Below are 26,358 nucleotides of genomic sequence, written 5' to 3'. Positions count from 1 at the left end.
GCGATTAAAGCAAGTTGACATAACGCGTTTTGGTTGGCTTTGTTGGAATGCAATTCATGCCCCATGTATATAAACAGTTTGGCGCCCTCATCTTTTTAATGCTTTCGTCGATTGCTGCGGCGCAAATCCCAGCAAGACCAAATGTTGTTCTGATCATGGCGGATGATCTGAGTCGCGATGAAGTCGGCGCATACGGCGGCAGGACATTGACGCCTCATATCGACCAACTTGCAGAGTCGGGACAGCTGTTTACGCAGGCTTACACGGTGGTGTCGGTTTGCTCTCCGAGCCGCTACACAACGTTAACCGGTCGATTCCCGGGGCGCTGCACTCACCCGGAATACCTGAAGCGCAATCCGCCCGGCGCGATTAACCGTCCCAGCAACCGGGCCATTGAGCTGGAGCGTGATCGACCGAACCTCATGAAGGCGTTGCAGGCCAATGGCTATGTAACTGGCTTGGTTGGTAAGTGGCATCTGGGCGAATGGATGTGCGGTTGGCAAGTCGACGGCGAATGGAAGTTTCCGCCTGGATTTTACGCGATGGGGCTGCAGGCGTATTCGCATGACGCCAGCTTCGATGACCCCGAATTCAATCAGGCGCTGAGGCACAATCAGGAAATATTCCGCGAAGAACTTCAAGCTGACGGTTGGGATGAAGCGGCCGCCATTTACTGGGCGAATCCCCGTGAACTACATCATGACCAGCTAAACAACCACAACGTGGAATGGCTGACTCATGCAGCGGTGGAGTTTATTCAGCGTCACCAGGGGGAGCCGTTCTTTCTGTATTTGGCTTCAACGATTCCCCACGTGCCTGAGCCGATTGAGACGTTGAAACGTGGTGATGATCCGCGCTTGACCGGCGAGGGAGTCACAGAAAAGCATTTGGGCGTTCAACCTGCGCGCGCTGACGTAATGGCTCGGGTGCAGGCGGCCGGATTGGCGCCTGAGACAGCCCCGATCACTTGGTTGGACGATGGGGTGGGGGCGGTCATGCAAACACTAGAAGACAGTGGCCTCGCAGCAAACACAGTCGTCATTTTCACTTCGGACCACGGCTTGCCGGGGAAGGCTACGCTATACCAAGATGGCGTATGGATTCCGCTGGTGATTAGCGGCGCAGGGATCCCTGAGGGGATTGAAAACTTGCCGGTTCAGTTGACGGATTTAACGCCAACAATTCTTGATTTAACTGATACTCCTCCTCAATCCGATTTAGGCGTAGATGGGCGCAGCCTGACCTCGCTTTGGAGGGATAAAGACGCTTCGCAGTGGCATGATGACTTGTACTTCGAGTATGGTTATGCACGCGCGGTAATTCATGACGACTGGAAATACATAGCAGTGCGTTACCCAGAGGAGGCGGTTGCCGCTTTTGAATTGGGTGAAACCGAGCACCTGCCTTATTTGGGGACGAACAGTAGCCTGGGCGCCTGGCAGGCAAGGCGTCGGCCAGATTCTTACTACGTCAAGGACCAGCTTTACAATTTGGCACAGGATCCGGAGGAGAAGCGAAACTTGGCGAACGATCCACGCTACTCAAAGGTGCTTGCTGAGATGCAAAAGAGATTGAGTCGATACTTGGCGACTTATCCTGAAAGGCCTTTTGGCGAACTGCATCTGGTGGAGGCGCGATGAGTGAGGCAACGATACATCTGGCGTTGGCCAGTGATTCCACCGTGGCTGCATATGCTGAAACGGACATTGCCCGAGGCTGGGGGCAGTACCTCGGCGAGTGCTTCAGCAATGTTCGCATTGCCAATCACGCAGCTTGCGGGCGCAGCACCAAGACGTTTCGAGAAGATGGATTCTGGGATGCATTGCTCTCGGAGGAGCCTGATATTGTTCTGATTCAGTTTGGACACAACGATTCACATAAGAAAGGGCTTCGAGAATCGACCGATGCCGAGACGGATTATAGGGAAAATCTATGCCGTTACATCGGGGAATGCCGGGAAGCAGGCGCGTTGCCGATCCTGGTGACGCCGCCTCACCGGCGCACATTTGATGCAGATGGCAGGCTGACGCGGGAGCTCTTGCCCTACGTGGAATCGATGCGAAGTGTGGCGCAGGAAATGTCGGTTTCGCTGATCGACCTTTATGAGCGCATTGGCGAGCGTTACGAGGCGCTAGGCGAGGAGGAGAGCACATATTTCACCCTGAACAGCGGGCAGAATGTGGATGTGCCGGGCGCCAATGATCGCACACATTTCACCGAGCGGGGCGCTCGGGAACTAGCTGTAATGGTGGCCGAAGAGCTGGCAGCTTTAGAGCCTCGCCTGGACGTTGCATTTGAGCAACTGGGTTAATCCCAACAAAAAAGCCCGACGCGTCGTCGGGCTTTTGTAAAATTTAGTCAGATCGTGTTAGCAGATTTCCAGAACCTTCTTGATGACGCGGTCGGCGTCCGGGATCTGGATCTTTTCGAGCGGCATCGAGTAGATCTGTGGCGCATCGATGGAGTTGACACGCTTGATCGGGGCGTCGAGGTGATCGAACGCTTCTTCCTGAATGATGCTGATGATCTGCGAACCAACGCTGGAGAATGGTTTGTTCTCTTCGACGTAGACAACGCGGTTGGTCTTCTTAACCGTTTGGAGGATCGCGTCTACATCTAGTGGGCGGATCGAACGGAGGTCGAGGACTTCAGCATCGATGTCGTATTCTTCAGCGAGCTTTTGAGCGGCTTCGAGGGCGGTGATGGCGCCACGGCCATGGGCGATCAGGGAGATGTCTTTGCCTTCCTTGAGGATGTTGGCCTTACCCATCGGGATCAGGTATTCCTCTTCGGGGACTTCCCATTTCTGGCCGTAGAGCAGGGTGTTTTCCATGACGAAGACCGGGTCGTTGTCGCGAATGGCAGTCTTCATCAGACCCTTGGCGTCTGCTGCATTAGACGGGCAGACGACCTTGATGCCAGGGTGGTTGGCGCAAAGGTTTTCCGGCGTGTGGGAGTGCGTCGCGCCGACATTGGTGCCGCCGTTGGCGGGACCGCGGACGACGATCGGCACGTTCATGAGACCACCGGACATGTAGCGGCAGAAGGAGCCGTTGTTGAGGAGTTGGTCAAAAGCCACGTAGCAGAAAGACCAGAACATGAACTCCATGACGGGGCGGAGGCCGAGCATCGAGGCGCCGATGCCCAAGCCGATGAAGCCAGCTTCGCTAATGGGGGCGTCGACCATGCGCTTGTCCCCGAATTTCTCCCAGAGGCCTTCCGTGACCTTGTAGGCGCCGTTGTATTGCGCGACTTCTTCACCCATGACGAACACGTTCGGGTCACGGGCGATTTCTTCGGCGAGCGCGTCTTTGACGGCTTGGCGGTAAGTAATTAATGCCATTGCTAATTCTGTCTAAAGGTTACTTGTCGAAGATGCCGCCGTCTTCAAAGATGAAGCGGCCTTGGTTGAGTTCATCGATGGCGGAGTCTTGTCCCTTGTTGTCCATGCTCCAGTAGGTGTCCTCAAGGATGGACTCGGCGGGCGGGAAGGGAGACTTGTCCGCGAATTCAGCAGCGGCGGTTGCCTCTGCGTTAGCGGCCTTGTCGATTTCCTTCGCCTGTTCTTCGGTTAGGACGCCTTCTTCCACGAGTTGCTTGCGCAGGAGGGTGATCGGATCCTTGTTCTCCTTGTAGTCGGAAATTTCGTCCTTGGAACGATACTTTTCGTGGTTGGCGTCGGCCACGGAGTGACCGCGGTAGCGATACGTGAAGATTTCCAGGACGGTTGGGCGAGACTCTTCGTGAGCGCGCTTGATGGCCTCGTAAGTCTTGGCGCGGACGTCGTAAAGGATGTTGCCGTTTACGGTGTCCCATTCCATGCCGTAAGCTTCGGCGCGCTGGGCGAGGCATTCCGGGTAAGCGGAGGAGCGAGCCTGGCTGGTGCCCATCGAGTAAGCGTTGTTCTCGATGATGAAGATCACGGGCAGGTCCCAGAGGCTAGCAAGGTTATAGGCTTCGTGAACTGCGCCCTGATTGATCGCGCCGTCACCCATGTAGGCGAGGCAGCAACCTTTCTTGCCCTGATACTTGAGGGCAAAGGCAAGGCCCGTGCCGAGCGGAATCTGACCGCCGACGATGCCGTGGCCGCCCCAGTAATTCTTATCTGGCGCAAAGAAGTGCATCGAGCCGCCTTTACCCTTGGAGCAGCCGGTGTGTTTGCCATACATTTCCGCCATACACTCATTCATGCCCATGCCAACGGCGAGTGCGTGACCGTGGTCGCGGTAGGCCGTGATCACGTGGTCGTCAGAGCCGAGCAGGGAGATGGTGCCAACGGCGCAGGCTTCCTGGCCTTCATAGAGGTGAAGGAAGCCGCCGATCTTGCCTTCCTGATAGCTTCGGAGGCTGCGGCCTTCAAAACGGCGGATGCGCACCATGTCGGTGAACAGGCGGATTTTTTCTTCCGCGCTCAGGCGTTGGTTGATCTCCAGCTTGGCCAGCTCGTGGACGTCAACGTCTTGCCAGCGTTCTGCTTTGGTGAATTTTTTCGACTTTTTTTTGGCGGTCACGGTGTGGTGATCGTTCGGATGGATGTATCGTTCGAGTGGACGTTCGCGTATGCCCCGGCGTTGGCCGGTTTATACGAGAAAGCGGCGCAGTTTCGCACACTATAAAGATTGTTCAACCACAATTTCCAAATCTCGTTCAGGATGGCAGTCCGCGCGCAGAGCAATGAAACGCTCACGATGGGTATCGTAGTAGGGCCAGACCAGTTGGTGGTCGGTGGGGGGGATTTTGATCTGATTGATTTCTTCGCGGGTGAAAAAGGCGAATCTGCCTTCATCGATTTCCGGGGGGAGGGCGGGGATATTTGCTTTACAGTCAAAAAGAAACATCAGCCAGTGCCCGTTGCCTTCAAAGCCTTTTTCGGAGACATAACCAAACAGGTGTAGGTCGCTGGTTTGAATTTTCAGGCGGACTTCTTCTTCGACTTCGCGCACTGCGCATTCAAATGGAGATTCGCCCTGCGCCATTTCCAATTTTCCGCCAATGGGGCTCCAACAGCCGAAATTGGGAGATTTTCGGCGCTGGATCATTAACAGGCGGCCATCTTCGCCCCGTAAAAAGACCAGGACGCTGATTTTAAAGGGCAGGATTTTTTCGGATTCACTCACGCTGCCTAACGGAAAGTTTCCCCGCTGGCATAGCAACGTTTTTGCATAAATATTAGTCAACAAGTTGATTAAATAGTGGAAATAATGGCCAAAGACTGGATTTCCTTACGTTTTCTTGTTGATTCGCTTCCTCGATTCTCTTTTACCATCGTGGATGCATCCCCGTATCGTTTCTATCTTTATCCTCGTTTCTATGTTGATTGGTGGTCTTACGCCGCACTTATCGGCGCAGAATGAGCCTGTCACCGTTTCAAATACAAAATTTTATAGCAAGGAGGGCTCATACGATGATTACCTCTTTGAGATTGAACTCACGGCGCTGGCGCCCACTGAGGCTTCCGTGAATCCAAAATACCTCGATAACATCGAAGTTGAAGTGATCATTGGGTATCCGCATCCGATCAAGGCTGGTGAATTCCTTTTCCACAAATCGACTGTCGCCATCGCGACTATGGAAGTGAAGCAAAAGCGAAAAATTGGTTTTTGGCTTCCTTATGATATCGCCCAGCGAGACAACATGAACAAAGAGCCTGAGTTCTGGTTGATCAACCTGAGCGTTGACGGTTCTGAAATTCCACTCACCGGGAAAAATTCTCGTAACCGCACCTCAAGCAACCTGACTAGCAAGCAAGCAGTCGATAAAATGATGAGCTTGGCTTCCAGTGCGACTGAAGGAGTCCTGCTGCCCGGATACCTCTCGGGCAATGGTTACCGGGAACGTGGCAGAGATCGTCCACCTTTTATCAGAATTGAAGAGAATTAACTCTTTGATAGTGATATACATTCCTCAAGTGCGGCATTTTGATTATGCTTGCGCCGATTCTAATCTCTTTTCAAATGGCCCCTTTCCTCGTTCATGAGCGCTGCTAAGAAACTTATTATTAATTGCGGAGCCGGTCACGTGACCGCTTCGGTTTTTAGCGAACGCAACAACGGCTTAGTGCTGGAAAGCTTCGCCCACCAGGACCTTGCATACGACCTTACCGACGAAAATGAATGGCTTCCCGCCGTCATGGACGCCGTGCGTAGCGTCAAAAGTCAGGTCAAGGGAGGCGATAAAGCTACGCTGATTGTTCCCGGATATCAGTTGCTGACGAAGCTCATCAATGTGCCCCACGTTGATGAGTCCAAGCGAGCGCAGATTATCGCTTTCGAAGCACAAAACAAAATTCCATTCCCGCTAAACGAAGTCGTCTGGGACCACCAAGTGATCGCTGACGACGGCGTGGAGACTGAAGTGGTTGTTATCGCGGTGAAGAGCGATGTGATCAACGGTTTCTGCACCGATATGCGCAAGAGCGGCATCACGCCACTCGACGTGGAAGCGGCTTCGATTCTCGATTACAACGCTTACAAATACTGCTATCCTGATGCCGAGGAAGACACGCTGCTGATCAACATCGGCGCCCGTTCTTCGAATCTGCTCTTCATTAATGAGCAGGGCTTCTTCATCCGTAACATCACGCTGGGCGGCAATACGCTGACGCAGAATCTCGCGGACAGCTTGGGTAAGAGCTTTGTCGAAGCGGAGCAGGTCAAAATCGCGTTTTTCTCCGGCCAAACGAGCATCGACGCAGACGACCCTAGCGCTCAGATTCTCCAGACCAACGCCCAGAATTTCCAGAAGAAGCTTAGCCAGGAAATTACGCGTTCGATTGTTAATTACCGACGTCAGAAAAGCGCCGCAGCGCCCAAGCGCATTATCCTGACTGGTCGCGGCGCTTTGTTGCCAGGCTTGGCCGAACAGCTTGAGCAATCTCAGCGCATGCCGGTTCAGTTCTTTGACCCGATTTCGAGCATCGAAGTGGGCGGCAGTGTTGACGCCATTTCACTCGAAGAGCATCAGCACGTGCTCAGTGAAGCGCTTGGCGAAGCTGCCCGCATGGTGGATTCTGACGCAGTTTTCATTAATTTGCTGCCACAGCAACTCGCGGACAAAATGCGGTTTGCCAAGCAAAAGCCGTTCATCCTGATCGGCGCGGCGTGTTTGGCTTTGGCTACGGTGCCGCCGATTCTCGGACAGCTCCAAGCGAAGGACGCCTATGCAAAGCAGGCCAAGGTGCTCAAGGGCAAGTCTCCGCCTTTGCAGTCCATGCATTCCGAGATCCTTAGTTTGCAGGAGCAGGCCGAAAAGCTGAAGGCGGATATTTCCAGCATCGAAGGTCTGGTGAATTCGCGTTCGAACTGGATCGCCTTTTTTGGCGATTTGCAGGAACGACTCCAGGCAGTGCAGGATGTATGGCTCGAAGATCTCAAGCTTGACCGCGCAACTTCGGGCGACCTCGACCTTTCCGGTCGCCTGCTTATTAAGAATTGGGACCCAACCAATCCTACCGAAAGCTACGAACAGGCTTACCAACGAGTGAATCAATTGCTCGAAAGTTTCAAGGCCTCCGAATTTATCAGCGACGTGAAGGACCAGAATTTCGATGAAAGCGATCCGCGCATTTTGAAGTTCGACTTCTCCTTGGTCATCAACCCCGAACGCCCTCTCTAAGCCCACATGAATAAATTGAAACAGAATCCGGTATTCAGCGCGCTCCTCGTGCTGTTCATACTGCTGTTCATCGGCGGGATCGCGATGTTCTTCGTTCTGAAGGGCCAAGTGGACAAAGAGCAGAAGACGCTCAAAAGCGCTGGCAACTCACTCAACGCAGCATTGTCGCTTAGCCCTGCGCCGACCGAAGAAAATCTCCAGTCCGCGGAGGAAAACGTCGCGTCGCTCACCAACGCATTGGATGCGCGCATTAAGTCCACTCTGGGAACCAAGCCAGGGCTGCTCAAGGCGACTCCGCCTTCCAGTGGCACGCAAATGTTGTTCCAGCTTCGCGCTTATCGCAACGAATTCGCACAAGTCGCCTCGCGAACAGTGCCCGTTGATATCAGTGACACCGAAGTGGAAAAGCTGAAGGAAGAGGGCAAGCCTGTTCCCAGCACTTCACTCCCGGATAACTTCGCTTTCGGCTTCAGTCGTTATATTGACTCCGGTGAACCGCCGGCCGACGACGATGTTGCCTTGGTAAACCGTCAAAAGGAAATTCTCACCTACATCCTCCGAAAGCTGTTCAATACGCGGCCGAAAGGCATTGTGGCAGTGGTGCGTAGCCCAGAGGAGATCGAAGCTCTGATGGTCAAGCCGACTGGCAACACCACTAGCTCCAACAAGGGGCCCGCGTTGAAATCCGACGAGTTTCGCATCGGCACGGAGACTGCGCATGTTCAAGACGCAGTGCAGACGCTGCCATTCAAGATCGTATTCACCGGCTTGACCGAAAACCTGCGATCATTCCTTAAGCAAATCGAAGAATTTGAGATTCCGCTGGTCGTTCGTTCCGTAGAAGTGAAGCCTCTCGAAAAGAGCACGAAAACAGCGTCTACTCAGACCAAGAATGATCCTCTTTCGATCTTCGGCGCATTTGGCGTTCAAGAGGATAAGAAAGAAGAGTCTAATGCGGACCCGGATCGTGAACCGATCGTTGAGGATAACATATCCGAGTTCACGGTCGTTTTGGAATACATTACGGTCAAACTCAATCAACCATCCAAGTCTTCCGGCGACAGCGCCAGTAACGGAGAGGAGGAGGAATAATCACGATGAACGCCTTTTACGACAAAATTATTCTCGCCGTTGGCGTCCTTGCTTTGGCCGGCAGCGCAGCTTATTACACCACCCTGAAAGTAGAGGCCAGCTCCGGCGCTAACCAGCAGCCTTTTGGCGAAGCATACGAGCCCTTTCAGGCCGCTGACTTTACTCCCTCCAGCGCACATTGGGGTGAGCCAGAGGCGCAGGATGCCGATGGGCTTGAACTCTATGACGTATTCACTCCGCCGAAAATCTGGTGGGACGAATCGACGAAGACATTTATTTTCCAGCCGCCACGCGGTGAGGAGCAAGTCCCACCGTTTGGTCTGCGTTTTGCCGGTATCGAACGGGAGTTGTTCCGTATTCAGTTAGAAGCTTATTTTGAAGGGCTTTCGGGTAAGAATAAGGACGCTACGGTTTCGTTATTCAATTACCAGAGCGATCAGGCTTTCCGTGGTAAGGTGGGCGATCAATTCACCGAGCACGATGTAGAGATCGTCGACTTCGTGGTGGAAAAGGTTGTCACCGAAGAAGGGTTGATCAGCCGTGTTCCCCGTGTGACCATTCGCGATGGCGTCAGTGGCGAATTGATCGTGCTGACCACAGAGGAGCGTCTTTACGTGCCCAATTCGTTCGACCTGACTTTCGATACCGTCAGCCCATACCCAGCGAAAACCATTGTCTGGGAAGAGAAGGGCGATAGCGAAACGGTGGGAGATGTCACCTGGAAATTACTTGACTTTGATTTTGACAAGCAATCGGCTACCGTCGAAAAAACGTTTGCTGATGACAGTCCCACTGAAACCAAAACCCTAACCGTTGCCAAGTCGGTCTCCCAGGAGAATATGGCTCCCACTGAAACCGACGACTCAGAAGAATCTTCTTCATCGGATGAAAATTCCGGTGTTTTTGACAGTATTTTTCAGAATTAAGTGATACTCCTAAATGCTAATTTTATGAACGACGTGCAATTCCTTGCCGTTGCTTGCTAACTTAAGAACCATGAAACGACTCCGGAAACTCCATCGCTTCGCCTCCACCTTCGCCGCTGCAACGCTCGTCGCATCGGCGTGCCTCAGTGTCTCTGAGGTCCATGCACAGAGCAGCGAAACTCAAGAAAAAATCCGCCTGATGGCGACCGCACTCCGCGCTCGTGAGTCCGGTGAACTCATGACGGCACAGGCAAATCTGGAAGAACTGCTTCGGAAAAATCCGGACGACCAGAATGTCCAGCGTCTGCTTGACGCTGTTAATAAGGACATTGAGCGCCAGAATGCTGGCCAGCCTACCGTTTATGGTCAGGCAGCAGGAGTATCCGACTACACGCCCAAAGATATTTCCGTAACCGACAGCACGACTGTCGTGTCGATGAGCAACAGTGATGGCACTGAAACGACTACGGAAGTCATCCTCACCGGTGGCGATGATGTGGACTACTTGATGGCGTCAGCTGCAACTGAGCAGCAAGCGGCTATTGCTCGTGGTGAGCAAGCTATCGCCGACGCCGAAGTGCTGGTGGAAAATGGCCGTAGCGACGAAGCAGACGCCATTCTCGCCGCCGCTCAGGAATCGATCCCGGAATCAACTGCGACAGAGTTTATCATTGAAGATCTCCGCACTGCACGTGGCGACATCATCCTCGCTGCTGGCAAGAAGGCCCTTAAGGAGCACAATGCAGTCGCTGCTGAAGCTGCCGCCTTGGCTTACCGCGATACGCTTGGTGAAGACGCCCGTTTGGCCACTTACGAAGAGAAGGTTGAGGAGCTGAAGATGGATCCTTGGCGTCAAGACCCGGAAAAGCTCAGCCCGGAATATGTTCAGCGTGTCAAGACAACTGATCAGTTACTCGTTACCGCCCGTGCGATGATGCTTTACGGTGACTACGAAGGCGCTCAAAGCAAGCTTCGTGAAGTGGAAGCGCGCGATCCTATCAACGCCGAAGCAAAGTCTCTGCAGATGGAAATCATGCAGCAAGTGCGCAAGTCTGCTTGGCTCGACCATGGTAAGACCCGCGACCAAATGCTTGAAGAGGTTTCACGTGGTTGGCAGCGTCCGCAAGTATATGACCTCGAGACTAACATCACGTCAGATCCCACTATCAGCCCAATCGAAGAAAAGCTGAAGTCGATTTACATTCCGCGTGTCAGTTTCTCCAGTGTGCCGCTTTCCCGCGTGATTGAAACTCTTTCCGAGCTTTCAGTAGAATACGATCCGGATGTAAACGCTGAAGACAAAGATCGCGGCGTGAACATTGTTCTCTTCAATAACAATGGACGCGACCCGAGTGTAAACATCACACTGCGTAGCTTGTCCCTCGACCGTATCCTTGATTTCGCCACGGAGTCAGTTGGCTTCACATGGGATATCAGCGACGAAACCGTCATTGTTTCCCCTGGGAACGAACAAGGCCAACTCCTCGAAACCGAATTCTTCCCGATTGGACGTCAAACCATCATTCGCCTGACTGGTGGTGGCGGTGACTCTGGCAGCAGCTCTTCGGCTGTTAGCGATCCTTTCTCGGCTCCAGCTGCACCCAGCGGTCCTTCCGGTGGTGATGAAGAAGAAGCAATCCGCGACTTCTTCAGCCGTGCGGGCATTAACTTTGATGAGCCGGGCGCCAGTCTCGTATTTGACGGCACTCAGTTGATCGTTACGCAGTCCCCTAAGAACCTCGAGAAAATGCGCAACATTCTGCGCCGCTACGACCAAACCAAGCAGGTCGAAATCGAAGCGAAGTTCCTCGACGTTATTCAGGGTAATCTTGATGAACTTGGTTTCAACTGGGGCATCGCAAATCCGAACTCACCCACGACGAAGGGCATCAGCTCAAGCAACCAAACGCTGGCTAATGTGTTCAGCACCGAGACCGAAGACTCCAACATTGTCATTAAGCAGCTTGGTCAACCTGACGATTCGATCGCTGCCGGTTCTCCATCGATCCCGAATGTAATTGACCTTGGCGCGCTTGGTGGTGTTGCCGGTACATTCATGGGAATCGTGGAAGGTGTAGACCTGAGCGTTACAGTTAATGCGTTGGCTCGCGAAGAAGGTAGCGATCTCTTGAGCGCTCCCAAGCTGACCGTTCTCTCAGGCCGCACTGCACAGATCGTCGTTGCTCAGGAACTTCGTTATCCTGAAAACTACGGTGACATTGAAGCCGAAGTTTCACCAGCTTCCAGCACTACAACAATTGGTGGCTCCAGTGGCTCCTCTGCTGTCGCGATCACTGCGGGAACGCCGCAAGACTTCTCGGTTCGCAACATCGGTGTGGAAATGGAAGTGACGCCTACGGTTGAAGAAAACGATAACATTTCGCTCAAGCTTGAGCCACGTGTAACCGAATTCGAAGGCTTCGTTGAATATGGTGGTCCTTCAGTCGCTATCGCTGGTGGCACAACCGTGACGGTTCCCTCTGGTTTCTACCAGCCGATCTTCTCGACTCGCGAAGTTCGCACGGAAGTGACGATTTTCGATGGCGCCACGGTGGTTATCGGTGGATTGACCCGCGAAGAAATCAAAACGATTGAAGACAAGGTGCCAGTTCTCGGCGACATTCCTTTCCTCGGCCGTTTGTTTATGAACAAGGGTGAAACCGCTCAGAAGCGCAACCTCCTGATCTTCGTGACCGCCAACCTGATTTCCCCCGGAGGCTCGCCTGCACGCCAGTCGATCGGTTCGGTTGAAGCAAATTCGCTCTTCCAAAGCCCGGTTGTCGTGACTCCTGGTGGCGGCGTAGGCCGTTCGATCAACGAGTAAGCGAAAGCAACATTCTTTCAGTCCCCAGCCTGCCAATGCAGCTGGGGACTTTTTTTGTCCAATTGCATTACATGCTGGAAGATCACAGATGGTCCCGGCTTACTGAATGACATGAGTAAGATACTCCTCGTTGATGGTTATAACCTGACTTTCCGCAGTTACTATGCTTTACCGGACCTGACTCGCTCAGATGGCCTGCCGACTGGGGCATTGCACGGCTGGGTCAAAGCAATGTGGAAGTTGGAGGATCTGGAGCAGCCTGATATTATTGCTGTTTTTTTCGATGAGGGTGGCTCTGATCGGCATTTGGCAATTTTGCCGGATTACAAAGCGAACCGCGATGAAACACCGGAAGCGCTTACTCAGCAGGTTCCAATGATTCGCGAACTCACGGGATTGCTTGGCTATCCGGTTCGTTCGCAGTTGGGAGTGGAAGCGGATGACCTGATTGGCTCGGCGGCGCTTCGGCTATCTCGTGAGGGGCATGAGGTCGTTATTGTCAGCGCAGACAAAGACCTGAGTCAGTGCGTAGGTGGAACGGTCAGTCAGCTCTTGCCAGCCCCAACCGCCAATCCACGAATTGGTTGGCGCAAGCTGGATGCTGCCGGGGTTACTGAAAAATTCGGGGTTGGACCCGAGCTTGTGGTGGATTACCTGGCGTTGATTGGCGATGCATCAGACAACATTCCTGGACTCAAGGGGTGTGGGCCAAAAACGGCAGCCAAGTGGCTCAATGAATATGGTTCGCTTGAGAATACGATTGCCCAGGCTGCTGATATAAAGCCCCCGCGTTTTCGAGAGCTTTTGCCGACCAATGCGGATAATCTCCGTCGCAATGTTGAGCTGGTCCGCTTGGATACGTCGTTCGATTGTGGCACTATTGAGCGTGCGCAGGTGGACATGCGCAAGCTGATCGATTTCTTGGAGTCGATGGAGATGAAAAACTCGGCCGATCAAGCTTACGAGCGCTATGGTTTGGGTTTGGGGTAAGCTTCCCCGATCCGGGTTCCTATTGTGGGTCGTAGATATAGCCAACGCCGTGCACTGTCCGGAAAATATCCGTGTTGCATTCGTGGGCGGAGAGAAGGTTGCGAATCTTCACCACGTATTGGTCAAGTGAGCGACTGCGGACGTCTGCATGGACGCCCCAGACGGCATGAATCAGGCTGCGGCGTGTGAGCACCGTGTTTGGGTAGGAAACCAAGTATGAGATGATGCCCAGTTCTTTGCGGCCAATCTTCTCGCTGTCGCCGTCGGGAAACTCGATTTCCATGCGTGTGGGGTTCACATTGGCGCCACAGAAATCAAATGGCTTTTCCGTGATTTCCACGTTGTTGGTAATGTGCTGGTCCTTGGCTGTCTCGGTGCGGCGGAGCACCGCCTTGATGCGGGCAGTGAGCTCCGGTAGGCTGAACGGCTTGGTCAAGTAGTCATCAGCGCCCAAATCGAGTCCCTTCACCTTGCTGACTTCGGAGTTATGGGCGGTTACGAAAATGATCGGGACCTGAATGTTGTTTTGACGAAGTTCCTCGATTAACTGAAAGCCAGTGGTGTCGGGGAGATTGACGTCGAGCAGCATCAGATTGGCGTGATTGCTCTTTAGGAAGCGAATCGCATTTTCGCCCCGGTGAAACATCTGGGGCAGCATGTCTTCGCTTTCGAGATGGTCGGCAACCATCTCGGCGATTTCTATCTCGTCTTCACAGATAAGGATGAGAGGCTTGGCTTCTTTCGGCATGATGTTTTTATAGATGTGCTTGGGCGTCCTGAAGGACTTCGGCGGCGTGTTCTTCCGGTTTTACTTTGGGATAAGTTTTCAGCACGACGCCATCCGGGCTGAGGAGGAAAGACATGCGGTGGATGCCTTCATATTCTTTGCCCATGAATTTTTTCAACCCCCACACGCCAAAGCTTTTAACCAGGGCTTGGTCGGTGTCGGCAGCCAGGGGGAAGGGTAGGCTGTATTTCTGGCGAAATTTATCATGCGATTGCTCATCATCGCAACTGACGCCAATGACAGTGATGCCCGCCTGCGTGTATTCGGCGAAGACGTCCCGAAAGGCGCACGCTTCCTTGGTGCAACCTGGCGTATCATCGCGAGGGTAGAAATAGACCAGATAGAGCTGAGTTAATTGGTCGGTGTGCCCAGGCTGACCATCGGCATACTGGAAAGCGAAGCCTGGCGTTTGGCTACCGGGGGGCAATGGTGTGGGCTGTTTCATCAAAATTTGGCGTGGATATAAATCGTTTATGCGCAGACTATTGCCCGCAAAGACGAAGGCAAAGCAAAATTAGCTTGTCTGAGTGGCCTGCTGCGGTTTGTCATGCGGGGGTTGTGACATCAGAAAAACCGCTTATCATGCTGGGTTTGCCCAAGGGCAGCCTGGAAGAATCCACCCTCACGCTTTTCGGCAAGGCTGGGTATAAGATCGCGAAAAGCTCGCGCTCTTACCGTCCTTCATTTGACGATCCGCAGCTTGACGGGCGCTTCATCCGCGCCCAGGAAATGAGTCGCTATGTCGAGCATGGGTTCTTCGACTGTGGTTTAACCGGCTATGACTGGGTCGTGGAAAACGGTTCGGATGTCGTCGAAGTTTGCGATCTGATCTATAGCCGCGCATCCAATGTCAAGAGTCGCTGGGTGCTGGTGGTGCCGGAAAATTCCCCGGTCCAGACCGTAAAGGATTTGGAGGGCAAGCTGATTGCGACCGAGGTGGTCAACATTGTGAAGCGCTATTTGGCGCAGAACGAAGTGAATGCTGATGTGGAGTTCTCTTGGGGCGCCACCGAAGTTAAGGTGCCGGAGATGGTCGATGCGATCGTGGACCTGACGGAGACTGGCAATTCTCTGCGTGCAAACAAGCTCCGCATCGTTGACGTTTTGTTGGAAACCAACACGAAGCTCATCGCCAACAAGGAAGCTTGGGCGAATCCAGAGAAGCGCGCCAAGATCGAGAGCATGGCCCTGCTGCTAACCTCCGCGCTTGAAGCCAATAAGAAGGTCGGACTCAAGTTAAACATCGAGAAAAGCAAGGTGCCGGACATTCTTCAGGAGTTGCCCGCTTTGCGCAACCCGACCATTTCCCAACTGACAGACGAGAATTACGTGGCTTTGGAAGTTGTCCTCGATGAAAAGGTGGTCCGCGAAATTATTCCCAGCCTCAAGGCGCATGGCGCCGAGGGGATCATCGAATACCCGCTTAATAAGGTCGTCCCGGATTAAGCAGGTTCGATTCTTCCTGGAAAAGAGTTTTGAGGCTACCTCCTGGTTAGCCTTTGTCGATCGCGGCATTGCGCATGGCGCAAAGTTCGTCCCAGTCGATCACGCCTACTCGGGTCGCCCAATTTTGCCAAAGTTCGGCTAATTCGGCGACCAGTTTAGGGTGCCCGGCGGCGAGGTCGTGCATCTCGGTGCGGTCGGCGTCCATGTCGAAGAGCTCCCAGTTGCCTGGGTGGCGGAGGACTAGTTTCCATTTACCGCGGCGAATGGCTTGATTGCCCTCGTGCTCCCAGCAGAGGACGTCGCGGTCGAAGTCATCATTCTTAAAGGTGGGCGCCATGCTGAAGCCTTCGAGCGCTTTGACGGATTGACCAAGGCGTTCGGTTGGATACTCGGCGCCTGCGAGGTCGAGGAAGGTCGCCATGACATCGGGTAGTTGTGCGCATTGCGTCCGAAGTTCCCCTTGGGACTCAATGCCTGCTGGCCAGTGGACAATGAATGGCGTGGAAATGCCACCTTCGTGCACCCAGTGCTTGTAGAGGCGAAAGGGGGTGTTGGAGACATTGGCCCATGGCACGCCGTAACTCGCATAGGTGTCCTCAGCTCCGGGCCAAATATCTGGGGTGTTGCCGAATCTTACTTGGCGTCCATCCCGGGTAAACTCAGTGGCGCTTTTGCCGATCATCCCGCTGGACCAGTCGGCGCCGATTTCCTCTGCACAGCCCCCGTTGTCGGCGAGAAAGATGATGACGGTATTGTCGTATTGGCCTGTGTCTTTGAGCGATTGAATGATGCGGCCGATGCCGCGGTCCATGCGCTCGATTTGTGCGGCGTAGACCTCCATACGGCGGGCCTCCCAATCTTTGTGTGGCTGGTCTGCCCAGGGACCTACCTCGGGGTCACGGTCGGTCAGGTCCCAACTTTCATCGATAATGCCCAGATCGATCATGCGTTGTAGGCGCTCTTCACGGAGCTGGTCCCAACCTGCGTCGAAGCGGCCTTGATAATTGGCGATGTCTTCCTCGTGCGCGTGGAGCGGCCAGTGTGGCGCGGTGAAGGCTACGTACTGGAAAAAGGGCTGGTCGTCGTGGTCTGCGGAGTGCTCGGTGATCTGCCTGATGGCGTGGTCACTGATCGCGTCGGTGAAGAAAAAGTCGTCCGGTGTATTAAGCGGATCGATGAGCTCATTGCCTACGGCGAGACTGGGAACTTGCCAGAAATTTGCGGCGCCGCCGATCATGCCAAAGAAGTCGTTAAATCCACGTTGCAGCGGCCAGTTGTGCTTGGGGGAGTCATTTTCAGCATGGCGGGTGACATGCCACTTACCCGACATGTAGCTGCGGTAGCCTGCAGGCTTGAGCGCTTCGGGAATGGTCACCGCCTGGGCGTTCAAATCGCCAAGATAGCCATCGACATCGTCATTGCCCATCATGTGACCTACGTCGGCTTGGTGCGGATGCAGACCAGTCAGCAATGACGCGCGGGAGGGACAACAGCGCGCAGTGTTATAAAATTGCGTGTAACGCAGGCCGCCTTCCGCCAGAGAGTTGAGATTGGGCGTGCGAACCTCGCCGCCGTAGCAGCCAAGATCGGAGTAGCCCATATCGTCGTTAAGGATGAGGATGAAGTTGGGGGATTTCGAAGGCATACGCGTCATCTACGCTGTGATACTGGGCAAGTCCAGTCACATTTGCTATCCCGGGACTATTTGTAGACTTTGGCGATCAAGCCAAGTGGGCACGCCGCTTTACCATTAAACAGGGCTAGTATTTCTGCTTATCTGCGACGTCGCAGGCGCCAAACAGTAAAGAGAGCGATGGCTCCACCGAACCAGGCAGACATGGTTTCGGGTTCAGGAACTGCGGCTACAGATACGCTGTTGAGCGTCAATGTATTGGCTGAGGAACTATTGCCAGGGTTGGCAGCAAAGCCCACGAAGAAGTAGCTGTAGTCCGCGCTTAAAGTAACGCTTTGCGTAAAAATACCGGTTCCAGTGATTGTGTTTTGATCTACATCGATCAGGGATGTAAATGAGTAATTAGCGCCTCCGGCGGGTAAACCGACGCCTGCGTTCAGATTAATGCCTTCTCCGGTAAAGGTTGCCCAGCTCGTGCCGTCGCGTGGTCCGGTTACGCCATAGAGAACTGCCTGCAAACTGCCAGTGTAGCTATCCAGGTCGTAGTCCAATGAGTAGGTGATGGTTTCGCCATTGGCAAAGCCGCCTTCTGCAGGGTTTGAAAAAAGTTGCCCTATGCCGATTGGGTTGAATGGGTTGGCCTCGGCTCCGCTGCGTGAAGCGCTGCCAGAGCCTACGATCCAGTTTACATCGCCTGGCCTTCCTTCAATCCAGCCGTCGTCGATGGGGCTGCCGTCTCCCCCTACATCGGGTGCAGAGCCGCTCATGGTCGTGGCTTCCCCGACGATGCCATTGGAGAAATCGCCGTTGATGACCATTTGGGCGGAGAGTGACGCACTGAAGGTTGCCAGTGCCGCGATAGACCAAACAGAAGACAGAGGGGTATTCATCTTGTATGCTTTTTTAATGGGATTGCTGATGTCGTTTCATTGAGCATAGCCAGCCATGGTCTTTGCTGCAATGCTATTTGGAAGACCGCTCAACAGCGCTCATCAGTTGATCCAGAAACGTGCTCTACAGTTTCGGCCTGTGCTTAATTACGCTGGCGGCGGCGCTGAATGATCAATCCGATCAACGCGGCGCAGCCAATCACGAGGGCGTATTCGGCTGGCTCCGGCACGGCGGATACTGTTAGCGCATCATAGATTACATGCCCATTCGTGTTGGTCTCTGAGGGAAGGACATATGACAGCGTCAATATGTCGTTATTATTGTCGGCTACTGCGACGATCGAGTAAACACCGCTTGGTTTGGGGATGGTTGGGGCGCCGTAAAAAGCGTCGTAGGTGTAGTCGGATGCCCCTGAGAGCGAGGCAGTGAAAATGCCGCCTGTATCACCGCTGGTTTGGGTGGCGTATTCGGATCCCCAAAGCGTGATGTAGTAGGTCGTCCCGGCCTCGGGTAAAACGATGTCGATGCTGATCCCAGCGCCTGCGGTCGCGATAGCCGAACTAAAAATACCAGACATGTTGTTACCTGATGCGGTCTCTGGGTTTGTGCCGTCGGTGTAGGAAATGTCTACTTCGGTGAGGCTGGACGAGCCACGCAAGTTACCACTACCAATCACCGTTGGGCTTTGGATGGCAGTGCCCCCATTTTTACGGTTAGTAATATTGGATGCAGGTTGAAAGGCTCCGTTGCTGTTGGTGTAGTTCCAATAGGCCCAGTCAACATCGCCCAATGCGGTCAAGTCGACGCGTTCATTATCATACACGGAAAAGGAACCGCTCAGTGTGGCGGCGCTTATTGTGGAAGTCAGCGCAATGCTAACTGTGGCTACTGCAAGGAGAGATGTGCGGATAAGGGGGTAAAAATCCATGCTAGTATGATGTCTTATTTCTACAACGATTCAAGGCTTTTGCCGTGATTTTCTTTTTCAATACAGGTTCTGCTGAGATCTCGTCACTACTGCTGATTAGTTCGAGTTAACCTGGATTGCTCGGGCATGGCTCAAGCTACATTCTTGACCTTAGCTAAATATTCAAGAGATTTACTTATCATGTCAGAAGCCATCTTGACTGGTTATAACGTCCACACTGCTGAAGATCGCCAAAAGATGCTCGCCGCGATGGGTAAGGAAACCATCGCCGACCTCTTTACGGAAGTGCCGGAGCACTTGCGGGTGCAAGGACTGCTCGATCTGCCCGACGCGCTCAATGAGTGGGAACTGGAGCGCCATCTGCGCGGCCTCGCCGGGGAGAATGAGACGACGATGGACACCCTGAGTTTCCTCGGCGCGGGCGCCTACGAGCATCACGTGCCCGCTGTGGTGGACGCCATTGCGACGCGCGGCGAGTTCCTGACCGCCTACACGCCTTACCAGCCGGAGATGGCGCAGGGCATCCTGCGCTTCCTGCACGACTTTCAGATTCTGTTCGGCAAGTTCCTCGGACTGCCCGCCGTCAACTGCTCGGTTTACGACGGCGCCACCGCGCTGGCGGAGTCCGCCTGGATGACGTGCCGCATCACTGGTAAGCGCAAGCTGGTCGTCAGCGAAGGCCTCTGGCCGGACTACCGCGAAGTGCTCGGCGTTTACCTTGCTGGCCGCGACGTGGAGCTGGTCACGGCGCCGATCAACGCCGAGACAGGCCAGCTCGACGAGGCCGCGCTCGCCGAGCTGCTCGATGGCGACACCGCGTCTTTCCTATACCAATCGCCGAACCGCTACGGCGTTGTCGAGCCGATGTCTCGCATTGGAAAGCTGGTCAAAAGCACCGACGCGCTCAACGTCATGGCGAGCTATCCGATGCTCTTTGGCATGACGAAAAATCCTGGCCAATTCGGCGTGGATATCGCGGTCTGCGAAGGCCAACCGCTCGGGTTGCACTTGAATGCTGGCGGACCGTTCCTCGGCATCATCGCGACCAAGGAAGAATACGAAATGCACCTGCCCGGTCGCATTGTCGGCCAGTGCCAGGACCTCAAGGGGGAAGAAGCCTTGGCCCTCGTTAAAGAAGAGCGTGAACAACATGTCGCCCGCCACAACGCCACGAGCCACATCTGCTCGAACCAAGCGAACCTCGCCCTGCGCGCGCTGATCTACATGACGCTCCGTGGCGAAAATGGCTTCAAGAACATCAGTGACCTTTGCGTGCAAAAGGCGCATTACCTCGCGGAGCGACTGACGAATATTGACGGCGTCACCCGCGTCCACAGCGGCCCGTTCTTCAACGAGTTCCTGCTGCAGCTCCCCGTGCCCGCGAAGGCGGTCTTAGCCACCCTGCGCGACGAAGGCATCTTCGGCGGCGTGGCGGTGACGGATCTCGATCCTGACGCGCCGGAGAACCAGTTGCTCATCGCAGTCACCGAAACCAAAACAAAAGCCGACCTCGACCGCATGGTCGAGTGTTTCGCGGCAGCGCTGTAAGGATGGGCTTTCTCAAAAAAATCTTTGGTGGTTCACAGCGAGACAAAGATGCTGTTGCGCCTCAAGCTTACACTTTGCCATTGGCGAGGGGAAATATCTTTGTGAGGAATGGCTCATTAGCTGCGGTTAAAAAAGCAATCATCGAGCACTCTGCATTAATCGAAGAAGAGGCCAAGGTTACAGTTGAGGTAGGGCTTCAGAAATACCAGTCAGGTTGGGTGGCGATTAGTTTACCTCAAGGCATGGTCGTATACGAATTGATTAATCTGATCGGCTGGCTGAATGCACCTCCTGGAATCGATGGAGTATCCGATTCCATCGGTGTTATCTCACCGCCTAACTCAAAAATCTGTTACACACTTCAACTAGATAGATTAAATGAATGGGGAGACACTCTGGTTGGATTCAGCAACAGCGGTAAGTCTGTGAGTGTTTATCTACCAGATGCTGGTCTCTGTGAGACAACTCGTGAACCGGGCCTGATTTTAATTCCAAATTTTGAATCGGACGCCGTTGTGGAAAAATGCTCCTTTACTGTCGAAGTAAACGCGAATTCAGATTTTGGAAACCCAGAATTTATCATCACCCATCCTACAGACACAAACTGGAATTCTTGAAATGACTCCCCAATCTATTTTCAAAAAGTCGCGTCCCAACGTCAGTGGCGCGACGGTGTTCGATAACGAGTTTCCGGTCGGTGAGAACCCCGGCGTTTGCTGCGAGGTCGAAGACCTGCGGGATGACCTGATCGGTATTCCCGAGCAGTCGGAGATCGATGTTGTGCGGCACTTCACGAACCTCTCGCGTCAGGCGCACGGTGTCGACAACGGGCCGTATCCGCTGGGCTCGTGCACGATGAAGTATAACCCGAAGCGCAACGACAAGCTCGCTATGCTGGATGGCTTCGGGAAGGTGCACCCGCGCCAGCCGGCGGACTCGATGCAAGGCGTTTGGCAGATGCTGTGGGACTTGCAAACTTACATTGCCGAGCTCACCGGGATGGACGCCGTGACGCTGCAGCCCGCCGCTGGCGCGCATGGCGAGTTCACGGGCCTGCTCGTGATGAAAAAGCATTTTGAAAAGATCGGGCAGGCGCACCGCAAGGTCATCCTGATCCCCGACACCGCGCACGGCACCAACCCGGCCAGCGCGGCGATGTGCGGCTTTACCTGCAAAATCATCGCCACGAGCAAAGAGGGCATGATGGACCTCGACGCCTTCGAGGCCGCGCTCGATGAGAACGTCGCCGGTCTGATGATCACCAACCCGTCGACGCTGGGCCTCTTCGAGCAGAACATCGAAACCATCGCCAACAAGATCCACGACAACGGCTCGCTGCTTTACTACGACGGCGCGAACCTGAACGCGATCATGGGCCTCATCCGCCCGGGCGACATGGGCTTCGACGTCATCCACATCAACACGCACAAAACGCTGTCTACCCCGCACGGTGGGGGCGGCCCCGGCGCGGGCCCTTGCGGCGTGAAGAAATTTCTCGAGCCGTATTTGCCGACGCCGGTCATCCGCCCGATCGACGGCGCGCCAATGCCGGACTACGACCGCCCGGATTCCGTGGGCAAGGTCAAGACGCACTTCGGGCACATCGAGGTGCTGCTCCGCGCGTATTGCTACATCCTGGCCAATGGCGCCATCGGCCTGAAAACGGCGACCGAAAACGCCGTGCTCAACGCCAACTACATCAAGCACCAGCTGCAGGATTTGCTGCCCAATGTGTTCCCGCAAAACTGCATGCATGAGTGCCTGCTGCACGGCGGCAGCCTCGACGTGCGCGGTGCGGATTTCGTGAAGCGACTGATCGACTTCGGGGTCCACCCGCCGACACTCGTGGGCGCGGGCTGCGTCCACTTCGCCGAGGAGTTCGACGACGCCATGCTCATCGAGCCGACCGAAACCGAAAGCCTTGAATCGCTCAACTTCATGATCGAGCAATTCCGCAAAGTCGCCAGCGAAGCAAAGGTCGCCCCCTACATGATCGAGACCGCCCCGCACACCGCCGCGACGGCCAAGATCATCCACAACGAATCTGCCTGGATGAGCATCTACGACCCGGAGGAGGGGAAGTAGGCGAGTTCTTTACCACGAAGGACACGAAGTTTTTTAGCGATGATCATTGGAGCGCAGACTAAAGATTTCTCATCCATAGTGGATGCTGCGCCGCCGTCGTTTGATATCTACTATATGCGATCCGATGCGATTCCAGAAGTGCGCGTGTCGGCAGTTATTTCGAAGTTACCTGAATCTTTTCTCTATGAATTTCGATTGGCTGAAGGGGAAGTGGTAGAATTCGAATTCACGGATAAGGTTGAATTGGTGAAACGAATGAGTGCGGACAATTCGCGTTACAACGCCAATGGTAAATGCACAGTTCAATTCTGAATTTAAGACCACTTGCATGCCCATCACCTACCAGAGTGACGCCCAGCTTGACCTCGATCAGTTCATCGAGCTTTACCGCGCTTCGACTTTGGGCGAGCGTCGGCCTGTGGAGAATCGCGTCATCATGCAGGCGATGATGGAACATGGCGACCTGACCATCACCGCGTGGGATGGCGAGAAGCTTGTTGGCATTGCGCGGACGCTGACGGATTTTGCCTACGTGGCCTATCTCGCGGACTTGGCCGTCCATGCTGATTACCAGAAGCGCGGCATTGGCGCGCGGCTTGTCGAGGAAACGCGGGCAGCACTAGCGCCGACGTGCTTTATCACGCTACTATCCGCGCCGACGGCGAATGAATTCTACCCGAAAATAGGGTTTGAGAAACATCCGCGCGCGTGGATGATGAAGCCCAGCCAATCCCCAGTATCATCAAGCTAGCCAAGTTTTTAACCACGAAGTTCACGAAGAGCACGAAGTTTTAAAAGAGGATCATCTGCCTGTGTATTTTCTTCGTGTCCTTAGTGCTCTTCGTGGCTAATAAAAAGTTTTGCCAATGAATCTCCCACCTTTTGAACCACGCAAGGCGCGCATCCTCGTTGTTGAGGATACGAATATGATGCGCGTGATGATGCTGCGGCATTTGTCGCAGGCCGGATATGAAAACGTCGACTCCGTGGAAGACGGTCAGCAGTGCCTGGACTACATTGCCGAGAAGCCAGTTGACTTGATCCTGCTTGATATCCAGATGCCGGTGCTCAACGGCTACGACACGCTCAAGGCGATCAAGGCCGATCCCACATACAAGGACATCGCCGTAATCATGGTTACCGCTGTGGACAACATCGAGAGCGTCGCCCAGTGCATTGCCGATGGCGCGGAGGACTACATGGCCAAGCTCTTTAATCCGATCCTGCTCACCGCCAAGATCGACACTTCACTCGAACTGCGCCATCTGCGCATGGCAGTCGCCGCCGACCAGATTTAAACTGATGGAACGCACCACGCTCCAGTTTCGCAGCATTCGATCCCAGATTATTGTCTGCGTGGCGCTGCCGGTTGTTGCGACGATCGCGCTGATCTGTTACCTGCTGCTGGGAGAGTTTTACAACCAGTTGGAAGCTGGAGCCATGGAGAACATCAATCTCACGACCGAGCGTGCGGCGCAGGAGATCGACAAAACCAACCTGGAGACCATTTCCTTCCCCAAGGCCATGGCGTTTGCGCAAAAGAATGGCATGTTTGGACAACGTCATTCATCGATTGCCTATGCGCGGGATATGCTGGCGGCCCATCCGCAACTGACTGGTTCTTATTTCGGCTATGAGCCCAATGCTGATGGCGCGGACACCGAGTTTCTTGAAACGGCCAGCGAAGAAGACAAACGAGCGTTGGAGCCCGATGGTCGCTTTTTACCCTACTGGTATCGTGATCACGACGATGATACCTTGCTTGAGCTCGAACCGCTGGTGGACATGGAGGAGAGCTTTTATTATCAGGGAGCGAAGAATTTGGCCCAAGGTGCGTCTGAGCTGCGTAATATTTCCTTCGCGAGCGAGCTGAGCAAACATTATAATCCCGCGCGCGCTCACTCGATGGACGACCCCACGAATGCGCTCGCGATGGTGACCGAGCCCTATGTTTACGAGGGAAAATTGATCGTCGAGCAGACTTACCCAATCGTCATCGATGGCGAGTTTAAGGGAATCGCTGGCGTTGACCGTGCACTGGCCTACATGCAGAGCTATCTGACCAGTCTGAAGCAATACGAGAGTGCGGAGTTCACGCTCATCAGCAAGCGAGGCCGCATCATTGCATCTACGGTCGACGGCGCCACGCAGTCTGCGCTGACTGAGGCGGAGCTATCCGGCGCTGGACAAGACGTCATCGAAGACTTGGAGGAAAAGCTTTGGAAAGCCAAGCGCATCGAGGACATCGATACGGATGATACGCTTTTGAATTTCTATAAAATGCATGGCAGTTCCAATGGACTGCTGATCAAAGGCGCAGATGGCGTGGAGCGCTTTTACGACGCGGCTAAGATTCCTACCGGGGACTGGACGCTGGTCATGAGCGTGAATAAGAGCGAGATTTACGAGCCCGTTAATGAGCGCATTGCATTTCTGGTGGCTGTTTCATGTTTTGGCGTTCTGGCTACGCTCGGCATCATGGTCTGGCTCGCAAATAACATTGCTCAGCGCATTTCCCACGCCGCCAAGCTAGCCAGCCGTGTGGCGGATGGCGACCTCACCGCCAAGGTTGAGGTGAATACCGAGGACGAAACTGGCACGCTGCTCCGCGCGATTAAGACCATGATCGGCAACCTCAACATCCTCATCAGCCAGGTGAAGGGCTCGAGCATGCAGCTGACTTCGACGGCGACCAAAATATCCTCCAACGCGAAAACACAGCAAACCGCCGTCAACGAATTCGAGTCGTCCACTAATTCTATCGCCGCAGCGGTAAAGGAGATTTCCACTACCTCGCAAGAGCTCTCCAACACGATGAGCGATGTGACCAACAGCGCCAATGAGACGAAGGCGCTGGCGGACTCCGGGCGCAAGGGCCTGGAGGAGATGGAGAAGATGATGAACAAACTTGCCGAGGCCAACGATGGCATTTCCGGCAAGTTGTCCGTGATCAGCGAGCGCGCCAAAAACGTGAATCGCGTGATCACGACGATTACGACAGTGGCTGACCAGACCAACCTGCTGTCGCTCAATGCAGCAATCGAGGCGGAAAAGGCCGGTGAATACGGATTGGGCTTTTCGGTGGTGGCGCGGGAAATCCGCCGACTATCAGACCAGACCGCCGTCGCCACGCTAGATATTGAGCAAATGATCAAAGAGATGCACGCTTCGGTCGACAGCGGCGTGGTGGAGATGGAGCACTTTAGCGCACAGATGAAGCAAAGCGTCACCGGCGTGCAGGCGGTCAGTAATCAACTGGCGTCTATCATCAAGCACGTTCAGGAGCTGACGGTTCAGTTTGGAGCGGTGAAGCAGGGCATGGACACGCAGTCGGTTGGCGCGCACCACATCGACGAGGCCATGCTCCAGCTAAAGGATGCCGCCCGCGCGACCACGGCATCGATCAGTGGTTTCAACCAGGCCACGATGGATCTTCAGCAAGCGGTCAAGGTCCTCCGTGCCGGCATCGACAAGTTCGACACTAAGAGCTAGAGCACTTTTCATCTAGATTGGCCGATCAGGTGGGGTATAGATTGGATGCAGCGCAAGGCGGCTTTGATTGAGCGGGCTGTAAGCCCGTGATTGAAATGCCAA

General features: G+C 54.3%; 24 protein-coding genes. 16 read left to right on the top strand and 8 right to left on the bottom strand.

Annotation, left to right across the window (positions count from 1 at the left end):
• Window positions 1-56: 56 nt before the first annotated feature.
• Window positions 57-1,640, top strand: a complete 1,584-nt coding sequence (locus RBB63_RS21155) for a sulfatase family protein (protein WP_309387207.1) — start codon at window positions 57-59, stop codon at window positions 1,638-1,640.
• A complete protein-coding gene (locus tag RBB63_RS21150) occupies window positions 1,637-2,311 on the top strand; it encodes a rhamnogalacturonan acetylesterase (RefSeq protein ID WP_309387206.1) in 675 nt (224 codons plus the stop codon). The genes RBB63_RS21155 and RBB63_RS21150 overlap by 4 nt, the downstream gene beginning before the upstream one ends.
• Before the next feature lie 57 nt (window positions 2,312-2,368).
• Here RBB63_RS21150 and RBB63_RS21145 read toward each other — a convergent pair whose 3' ends face one another.
• From RBB63_RS21145 to RBB63_RS21135, 3 genes are all read right to left on the bottom strand, one after another.
• A complete protein-coding gene (locus tag RBB63_RS21145; protein ID WP_309387204.1) occupies window positions 2,369-3,343 on the bottom strand; it encodes an alpha-ketoacid dehydrogenase subunit beta in 975 nt (324 codons plus the stop codon).
• Window positions 3,344-3,362: 19 nt separating this feature from the next.
• Window positions 3,363-4,511, bottom strand: coding sequence for a pyruvate dehydrogenase (acetyl-transferring) E1 component subunit alpha (gene pdhA, locus RBB63_RS21140; protein WP_309387202.1), 1,149 nt, complete (start codon window positions 4,509-4,511; stop codon window positions 3,363-3,365).
• 99 nt (window positions 4,512-4,610) lie between these two features.
• A complete protein-coding gene (locus tag RBB63_RS21135; RefSeq protein WP_309387201.1) occupies window positions 4,611-5,117 on the bottom strand; it encodes an NUDIX hydrolase in 507 nt (168 codons plus the stop codon).
• 118 nt (window positions 5,118-5,235) lie between these two features.
• On the opposite strand from RBB63_RS21135, the gene RBB63_RS21130 reads away from it, so the two are divergent.
• From RBB63_RS21130 to RBB63_RS21105, 6 genes are all read left to right on the top strand, one after another.
• Window positions 5,236-5,880: a hypothetical protein gene (locus RBB63_RS21130; protein ID WP_309387200.1), complete on the top strand. Its 645-nt coding sequence runs from the start codon at window positions 5,236-5,238 to the stop codon at window positions 5,878-5,880.
• 138 nt (window positions 5,881-6,018) lie between these two features.
• Window positions 6,019-7,614 (top strand): pilus assembly protein PilM, encoded by a 1,596-nt coding sequence (gene pilM, locus RBB63_RS21125; RefSeq protein ID WP_309387198.1) that lies wholly within the window; start codon window positions 6,019-6,021, stop codon window positions 7,612-7,614.
• A gap of 6 nt (window positions 7,615-7,620) precedes the next feature.
• On the top strand, window positions 7,621-8,706 hold the full coding sequence (locus RBB63_RS21120; protein WP_309387197.1) for an Amuc_1100 family pilus-like protein: 1,086 nt from the start codon (window positions 7,621-7,623) through the stop codon (window positions 8,704-8,706).
• Window positions 8,707-8,711: 5 nt separating this feature from the next.
• Entirely contained in the window at window positions 8,712-9,632 is a 921-nt protein-coding gene (locus tag RBB63_RS21115) for a hypothetical protein (RefSeq protein ID WP_309387196.1), read from the top strand.
• Window positions 9,633-9,702: 70 nt separating this feature from the next.
• Window positions 9,703-12,456 (top strand): type II secretion system protein GspD, encoded by a 2,754-nt coding sequence (locus tag RBB63_RS21110; protein WP_309387194.1) that lies wholly within the window; start codon window positions 9,703-9,705, stop codon window positions 12,454-12,456.
• A gap of 111 nt (window positions 12,457-12,567) precedes the next feature.
• Complete coding sequence (locus RBB63_RS21105; RefSeq protein WP_309387193.1) at window positions 12,568-13,446, top strand: 5'-3' exonuclease; 879 nt, start codon at window positions 12,568-12,570, stop codon at window positions 13,444-13,446.
• 19 nt (window positions 13,447-13,465) lie between these two features.
• Here the strand turns inward: RBB63_RS21105 and RBB63_RS21100 are convergent, their stop codons facing one another.
• Both RBB63_RS21100 and bcp read right to left on the bottom strand, forming a co-directional pair.
• The gene (locus RBB63_RS21100; RefSeq protein ID WP_309387192.1) at window positions 13,466-14,194 is read right to left on the bottom strand and encodes a response regulator transcription factor; all 729 of its coding nucleotides are present in this window, start codon (window positions 14,192-14,194) and stop codon (window positions 13,466-13,468) included.
• Between the two features lie 7 nt (window positions 14,195-14,201).
• Entirely contained in the window at window positions 14,202-14,678 is a 477-nt protein-coding gene (gene bcp, locus RBB63_RS21095; protein WP_309387190.1) for a thioredoxin-dependent thiol peroxidase, read from the bottom strand.
• Between the two features lie 137 nt (window positions 14,679-14,815).
• Between bcp and hisG the strand changes: the two genes are divergently transcribed.
• Window positions 14,816-15,679 carry an ATP phosphoribosyltransferase gene (gene hisG, locus RBB63_RS21090; RefSeq protein ID WP_309387188.1) on the top strand — a complete coding sequence of 288 codons (864 nt, stop codon included), beginning with the start codon at window positions 14,816-14,818 and terminating at the stop codon, window positions 15,677-15,679.
• A gap of 46 nt (window positions 15,680-15,725) precedes the next feature.
• Here the strand turns inward: hisG and RBB63_RS21085 are convergent, their stop codons facing one another.
• From RBB63_RS21085 to RBB63_RS21075, 3 genes are all read right to left on the bottom strand, one after another.
• Entirely contained in the window at window positions 15,726-17,324 is a 1,599-nt protein-coding gene (locus tag RBB63_RS21085) for an arylsulfatase (RefSeq protein ID WP_309387187.1), read from the bottom strand.
• Window positions 17,325-17,452: 128 nt separating this feature from the next.
• Entirely contained in the window at window positions 17,453-18,202 is a 750-nt protein-coding gene (locus RBB63_RS21080) for a hypothetical protein (protein ID WP_309387185.1), read from the bottom strand.
• A gap of 143 nt (window positions 18,203-18,345) precedes the next feature.
• On the bottom strand, window positions 18,346-19,131 hold the full coding sequence (locus RBB63_RS21075; RefSeq protein ID WP_309387183.1) for a hypothetical protein: 786 nt from the start codon (window positions 19,129-19,131) through the stop codon (window positions 18,346-18,348).
• Between the two features lie 180 nt (window positions 19,132-19,311).
• Here RBB63_RS21075 and gcvPA point away from each other — a divergent pair, with 180 nt between their 5' ends.
• From gcvPA to RBB63_RS21040, 7 genes are all read left to right on the top strand, one after another.
• On the top strand, window positions 19,312-20,679 hold the full coding sequence (gene gcvPA, locus RBB63_RS21070) for an aminomethyl-transferring glycine dehydrogenase subunit GcvPA (protein ID WP_309387182.1): 1,368 nt from the start codon (window positions 19,312-19,314) through the stop codon (window positions 20,677-20,679).
• On the top strand, window positions 20,658-21,296 hold the full coding sequence (locus RBB63_RS21065) for a hypothetical protein (RefSeq protein WP_309387181.1): 639 nt from the start codon (window positions 20,658-20,660) through the stop codon (window positions 21,294-21,296). The genes gcvPA and RBB63_RS21065 overlap by 22 nt, the downstream gene beginning before the upstream one ends.
• A gap of 1 nt (window position 21,297) precedes the next feature.
• A complete protein-coding gene (gene gcvPB / locus RBB63_RS21060; RefSeq protein ID WP_309387180.1) occupies window positions 21,298-22,764 on the top strand; it encodes an aminomethyl-transferring glycine dehydrogenase subunit GcvPB in 1,467 nt (488 codons plus the stop codon).
• A gap of 39 nt (window positions 22,765-22,803) precedes the next feature.
• On the top strand, window positions 22,804-23,076 hold the full coding sequence (locus RBB63_RS21055) for a hypothetical protein (protein ID WP_309387178.1): 273 nt from the start codon (window positions 22,804-22,806) through the stop codon (window positions 23,074-23,076).
• 16 nt (window positions 23,077-23,092) lie between these two features.
• The gene (locus RBB63_RS21050) at window positions 23,093-23,515 is read left to right on the top strand and encodes a GNAT family N-acetyltransferase (RefSeq protein ID WP_309387177.1); all 423 of its coding nucleotides are present in this window, start codon (window positions 23,093-23,095) and stop codon (window positions 23,513-23,515) included.
• 115 nt (window positions 23,516-23,630) lie between these two features.
• Window positions 23,631-24,062: a response regulator gene (locus RBB63_RS21045; protein ID WP_309387175.1), complete on the top strand. Its 432-nt coding sequence runs from the start codon at window positions 23,631-23,633 to the stop codon at window positions 24,060-24,062.
• A 4-nt stretch (window positions 24,063-24,066) separates the two neighbouring features.
• Window positions 24,067-26,256 (top strand): methyl-accepting chemotaxis protein, encoded by a 2,190-nt coding sequence (locus RBB63_RS21040; RefSeq protein WP_309387174.1) that lies wholly within the window; start codon window positions 24,067-24,069, stop codon window positions 26,254-26,256.
• Window positions 26,257-26,358: the final 102 nt, after the last annotated feature.

Source organism: Cerasicoccus frondis (assembly GCA_031296915.1).
Taxonomy (GTDB): Bacteria; Verrucomicrobiota; Verrucomicrobiia; order Opitutales; family Cerasicoccaceae; genus Cerasicoccus; species Cerasicoccus frondis.
This window is presented reverse-complemented; position numbering and strand designations above follow the sequence as displayed.